General features: G+C 67.1%; 5 protein-coding genes and 2 pseudogenes. 3 read left to right on the top strand and 4 right to left on the bottom strand.

From position 1 onward, the window contains the following. The 3 genes and pseudogenes from AC2VOK_RS09910 to AC2VOK_RS09920 all read left to right on the top strand — a co-directional run. Window positions 1–225 (top strand): annotated as a pseudogene (locus AC2VOK_RS09910) (SatD family protein); the annotation flags it as partial. Next, window positions 222–963: pseudogene (locus AC2VOK_RS09915) on the top strand (hypothetical protein). The pseudogenes AC2VOK_RS09910 and AC2VOK_RS09915, both read left to right, overlap by 4 nt. A 44-nt stretch (window positions 964–1007) precedes the next feature. Further along, on the top strand, window positions 1008–3029 hold the full coding sequence (locus AC2VOK_RS09920) for a fatty acid desaturase (protein ID WP_428900320.1): 2022 nt from the start codon (window positions 1008–1010) through the stop codon (window positions 3027–3029). A gap of 88 nt (window positions 3030–3117) precedes the next feature. On the opposite strand, the gene fadA6 is transcribed toward AC2VOK_RS09920, so the two are convergent. The 4 genes from fadA6 to AC2VOK_RS09940 all read right to left on the bottom strand — a co-directional run. Then, window positions 3118–4278, bottom strand: a complete 1161-nt coding sequence (gene fadA6 / locus AC2VOK_RS09925) for a steroid 3-ketoacyl-CoA thiolase FadA6 (RefSeq protein WP_428900321.1) — start codon at window positions 4276–4278, stop codon at window positions 3118–3120. A 14-nt stretch (window positions 4279–4292) separates the two neighbouring features. Next, window positions 4293–4901 (bottom strand): TetR family transcriptional regulator KstR2, encoded by a 609-nt coding sequence (gene kstR2 / locus AC2VOK_RS09930; RefSeq protein ID WP_428900322.1) that lies wholly within the window; start codon window positions 4899–4901, stop codon window positions 4293–4295. A gap of 40 nt (window positions 4902–4941) precedes the next feature. Next, window positions 4942–5730 (bottom strand): (5R,7aS)-5-hydroxy-7a-methyl-1-oxo-2,3,5,6,7,7a-hexahydro-1H-indene-carboxyl-CoA reductase, encoded by a 789-nt coding sequence (gene ipdF / locus AC2VOK_RS09935; RefSeq protein ID WP_428900323.1) that lies wholly within the window; start codon window positions 5728–5730, stop codon window positions 4942–4944. Window positions 5731–5758: 28 nt separating this feature from the next. Beyond that, on the bottom strand, window positions 5759–5883 hold a 125-nt coding region (locus AC2VOK_RS09940), incomplete at its 5' end, for an acyl-CoA dehydrogenase family protein (RefSeq protein ID WP_428900324.1).

The raw sequence follows: 5883 nt of genomic DNA on the forward strand, positions 1-5883 counted from the left end.
GCAGACGTCGCGGCCGTCAACGCGGCCCTGATCTGTCGGGACCATCTGCTTGGATCGCTCGATGAAAGATCGCTGCGAATCGTGAAGGGCTTGATGACCGGCCGAACCAAGAAGGAACTCGCCGCCGCCGAGGGCATCAGCGCCTCGGCGGTGTCGCAGCGGGCGAGCCGTGACGGCCTGGATCTCCTTGTCGTTGCGTCGCGATATCTTCGGAGCCTGCCGTGAGCGGCATCGCTGTCTTCCTGATCGCGGTGGGCATCGCCGACCTGTGCCGGCGGACGGTGGGTGCGGCGTGGCCGCCCCTGGCGATCGGACCGGTCCTGGTGGTCGGGTGCGCGGCGTTGGGCGCGCTGTGGCACGGCGGTGATGTCGCGTTGCTGGTGCCGGCGGCCTGCGCCGTCGCCGCCTGGGAGTGGCCGTGCATGCGCAGTGAACGCAGCGGCAGGCGCCAGGCCGCCCCGCTGGCAGTCTTCGCCGGGACGCTGATATTTCTGACGGTCGCGTCCGGTTGGTCCTCGCCGGTCGGCGGTGTCTTCGCCCGGTGGTCGGCCTGGGTGCACCTGCCGCTCGCCCCCGTCACGCCCACGCGGCTGCTGATGATCGTCGCTGTGGTGTTGCTGCAGTTCGCCGCCGCGAACCAACTGGTGCGCCTGGTGCTCGGGTCCGTGGGTGCGGTGCGCCCCGCCGGCCAGCCCCAACCGTCGGACCGGCTCAAGGGCGGCCGGCTGCTCGGCCCGATGGAACGCCTGCTGATCCTGAGCCTCGGGGTCGGCGGACAGGTGGCCGCGGCCGGCGCCGTCGTCGCCGCCAAGGGAATCATCCGATTTCCCGAACTGAGCGCCCAGAAGGACCGCTACGGCACGGTCGGCATCGACGAGGTGACCGAAGTATTTTCTCCTCGGCAGCTTCACGAGTTGGCTGCTGGCGCTCGGCGGGATCGCGCTGGTGATGGCCGCCCGCTGAATGCTGTGTACGTCGGGGCATTCGCCGGTTAAGCTACGTTAACTATGACAACCATCGACGCGGTCGGCCGGGCCACCTCTGAATCCGTCGGGCGTCTTGCGCTGCCCGATCCAGGCGAATCGGTGCCGACGTTGGCGTTGCCGACCGTCGCGATTTTCATCAGCTCTTTGACCGTGTTCGTGTTCTCCACGGTGGGATACGTCAACGGCTCGGCCTCAGCCTGGCTCACGATCCCGGTCAACGCCGCGGTGACGTTCGTGATGTTCACCGTCGTGCACGATGCCTCGCACTACTCGATCAGCTCCACGCGATGGGTCAACGGATTGTTCGGGCGGCTGGCGTGGCTTTTCGTCGCCCCCATAGTCGCCTTCCCGCCGTTCGCCTTCATCCATGTCCAGCATCACCGCCACGCCAACGACGACGACGAGGACCCCGACACGTTCGCATCGCACGGCTCGCTGTGGTACCTGCCGTTTCGCTGGTCGCTGTCGGAGTATTTCTATCTGAGGTATTACCTCCCGCGGGCCCGCAGCCGGCCGGTCTCTGAGCTCGCCGAGACGCTGGCGATGCTGTTCCTGAGCCTGACCGGTCTCACGGTCGCCGTCATCACCGGAAACTTCTGGACTGTCGCGGTCGCCTTCCTGATCCCGCAGCGCATAGGGCTGACCGTACTGGCGTGGTGGTTCGACTGGCTGCCCCACCACGGACTCGAAGACACCCAGCGCACCGACCGCTACCGGGCAACCCGCAACCGGGTCGGCGCGGAATGGCTGTTCACCCCGGTGCTGCTGTCGCAGAACTACCACCTGGTACATCACCTGCACCCGTCGGTGCCGTTCTACGGCTACCTGCGAACGTGGAAACGCAACGAAGAGGCCTACCTGCAACGCAACGCCGCGATCTCGACAGTCTTTGGCCAGCAACTGAATCCGGACGAGTTCCGGGCGTGGAAGGCCCTCAACGGCAGGCTCGCCAAGCTGTTGCCGGTGCGGATGCCGGCCAGGTCGAGTTCGCCGCACGCGGTGCTGCACCGGATCCCGGTCGCGTCGGTGGATCCCCTCACCGCCGACAGCACCCTGGTCACCTTCGCCGTACCGGAGAAGCTCCAGGACGCGTTCCGCTTCGAACCGGGCCAGCACGTGACGGTACGCACCGATCTGGGCGGCGAGAACGTTCGCCGCAACTACTCGATCTGCGCGCCGGCGACCCGGGCCCAGTTGCGGATCGCCGTCAAACACCTTCCCGGCGGGGCGTTTTCGACCTTCGTGGCTGAAGAGCTCAAGGCCGGCGATGTGCTCGAGCTCATGACGCCGACCGGGCGCTTCGGCACCCCGTTACATCCGCTGGCCCGGAAACACTACGTCGCCCTGGTGGCCGGCAGCGGGATCACGCCGGTGCTGTCCATCCTGGCGACGGCGCTCGAGATCGAGACCGAGAGCCGGTTCACGCTGGTCTACGGCAACCGCACCAAGGAGTCGACGATGTTCCGGGATGAGCTGGACCGGCTCGAGTCCCGCTACGCCGATCGCCTGGAGATCCTGCACGTGCTGTCGGGCGATCCGTTGCACACACCGGAACTGCGCGGCCGCATCGACCGGGACAAACTCAACCGGTGGCTGTCGGGCAGCCTGCAGCCCGACAGCATCGACGAGTGGTTCGTCTGCGGCCCGACGGGAATGACGACCACCGCGCGCGAAGTGTTGATCGAGCATCGCGTCGACCCGGAGCGCATCCGCCTCGAGCTGTTCTTCGGCTACGACACAGCCCCGTCGACCGAGCGCACCTACGGGACCGCGAGCCTCACCTTCACATTGTCCGGCACGCCGGCGACGGTCGACCTGGCTCCCGGCGACTCGATATTGGAAGGCGCGCTGCAACGTCGCAGCGACGCGCCATACGCCTGCATGGGCGGCGCGTGTGGCACCTGCCGCGCGAAGCTCGTCGACGGCGAGGTCGAGATGGAACACAATTTCGCCCTCGGGCGCGCCGAACTGGACGCCGGCTATATCCTGACCTGCCAGTCACATCCGACGACGCCGTTCGTGGCCGTCGACTACGACGCCTGACCCTCTAACCCTGCGCCGAGCGTGCAGCCACTGCGATAAAACCGCGAAAAACTCGCGGCCGGTTCACGTTCGGCGGCAAGATGACGAGCTAGAGCCGTTCGATGATCGTGATGTTGGCCGTGCCGCCACCCTCGCACATCGTCTGCAGCCCGTAGCGGCCGCCGATGCGCTCGAGTTCGCCCAGCATCGTGGTGAACAGCTTGGCGCCGGTGGCCCCCAGCGGATGACCGAGCGCGATCGCGCCGCCGTTGGGGTTGACCTTGGCGGGGTCGGCCTTTGTCTCCTTGAGCCAGGCCATGACCACCGGCGCGAACGCCTCGTTGATCTCGACGGTGTCGATGTCGTCGATGGACAGGCCGGTCTTCTCGAGCGCGTGGCGGGTCGCGGGGATCGGTCCGGTGAGCATGAACACCGGGTCGGCGGCGCGGGCACTGATGTGGTGGATGCGGGCCCGCGGCGTCAGCTTGTGGTCCTTGACGGCCTGCTCGGAAGCCAGCAGGACCGCGCTGGCGCCGTCGGAGATCTGGCTGGCCATCGCCGCGGTCAGCCGGCCCCCTTCGACCAGCGGCTTGAGAACCGCCATCTTCTCGAGGGAAGTCTCGCGCGGGCCCTCGTCGACCCGGAACGGCCCGGATTCCGTTTCTACCGTGAGGATTTCGTTGTCGAAGTGACCGCCGCGGATCGCCGCGAACGCGCGCTCGTGGCTGGTCAGCGCGTACTGTTCCATCTCCTCGCGCGACAGGTTCCACTTCTCGGCGATCAGCTCCGAGCCGCGGAACTGCGAGATCTCCTGGTCGCCGTACCGGTGCAGCCACTGCTTGGATTCGTTGGTGGGCGAGGTGAATCCGAACTGCTCGCCCACCGTCATGGCCGACGAGATCGGGATCCAGCTCATGTTCTGCATTCCGCCGGCCACGATGAGGTCGGCGTTACCGGACATGATCGCTTGGGCACCAAAGGAAATCGCCTGCTGGCTGGAGCCGCACTGCCGGTCCACGGTGACACCGGGAACCTCTTCGGGGTAGCCGGCCGCCAGCCATGACAGCCTAGCAATGTTGCCCGCCTGGCCACCGATGGCGTCGACACAGCCGGCGATCACGTCGTCGACGGCGGCGGGGTCGACGTCGACGCGGTCGAGCAGACCGCGCCACCCCAGTGCCCCCAGGTCGACAGGGTGCACGCCGGCCAGCGATCCGTTACGCTTGCCGACCGCGGTACGTACAGCATCGATGACGTACGCCTCAGGCATTTCCGACTCCTTCGTCAGGCTTGGGGGTTTTCCGCCGTGATCCCGCCCAGCACGATGGCGAGGTATTGCCGGCCCACCTGTTGCGCGGTGAGCGGTCCGCCGGGTTGGTACCAGCGCACCGACACCCAGGTGGTGTCACGGATGAAGCGGTAGACCAGGTCCACGTCGAGGCCGGACTGGAAGTAGCCCTCGTCGATACCCTGGTTGAGGACCTCGACCCACATCTTGCGCTGTTGGCGGTTCATGTTCTCGATGTAGGAGAACCGGGGCTGCGACGAGAGCCGTTTGGCTTCGTCCTGGTAGATGACGACCTGCGAGTGCCGGTGCTCGATCGCCTCGAACGACGCCAGGAACAGGCCCTTGAGCCGCGCCAGGGCATTGGTCTCGCTGTCCATGATCTCGCGGTAGCGGGCGAACAGCCAATCCAGGAAGCCGCGCAGCACCTCGTCGACCATCTCTTCCTTGGAGGAGAAATGGTGATACAGGCTGCCCGACAGGATGCCGGCGCCGTCGGCGATGTCGCGCACGGTGGTCGCGCGCAGCCCGCGTTCGGCGAACATGGCCGCGGCGAGCTCCAATAACTCGCCGCGCCGGCTGTTCGGCTGACCGGTGTCCCGTTCCACCGGGCAAGCCTATCAACCAAGCGCTTGCTCGGCCAGTGAGTCACGGATGCTGGCTGGAGACCGAGATGACCTCGCCCGTGAGGTAGCTGGAGTAGTCGCTGGCCAGGAACGCGATGGTGGCCGCGACCTCCCACGGTTCGGCGGCGCGGCCGAATGCCTCCCCGGCGGACAACCGGTCGAGCAGGTCCGCCGAGGTCGTCTTGTCCAGGAACTTGTGCCTGGCGATACTGGGCGACACCGCGTTGATCCTGACCCCGTACTCGACGGCTTCGATTGCGCTGCAACGAGTCAACGCCATGACGCCCGCCTTGGCGGCCGCATAGTGCGCCTGCGAATGCTGGGCCCGCCAGCCCAGGACGCTGGCGTTGTTGACGATCACCCCACCGTGCCCGGCCTTGCGGAAGTACCGCAGCGCCGCGCGGGTGGCACGGAAAACCGACGTGCACGTCACGTCCAGGACGCGGTCCCATTCGTCGTCGGTCATGTCCACCACCGGGGTCTGCCCGCCCAGCCCGGCATTGTTGACCAGCACGTCCATGCGCCCCATCCGGGCGGTCACCGAGGTGAACAGTGCGTCGACCTGGGCCGTCGACGTCACGTCGCACAACACCTTCTCGACCCGGGCCAGCCCCAACGCCGACAATTCGTCGGCGGTCTCCCCCAGCCGTCGTTCGTGGTGGTCGGAGACCACCACGTCCGCGCCCTCGGCCAGCGCCCGCCGCGCGGTCGCCGAGCCGATGCCGGTGCCGGCGGCGGCGGTCACCACCACCACCTTGCCCTTCAGAAGACCGTGCCCGGCAATCTCTTTGGGCGCCGAAGACAGACTCACGCTTCCTCCTCAGTCTTCGCGCACACGCTCATCCGCGAACTTCCCGGGGCAGGCCCAGCACCCGCTCGGCGATGATGTTGCGCTGGATCTCGTTGGACCCGCCGTAGATGGTGTCGGCGCGGGTGAACAGGAACAGCCGCTGCCATTCGTCGA

Source organism: Mycobacterium sp. TH-M116, from assembly GCF_057473685.1.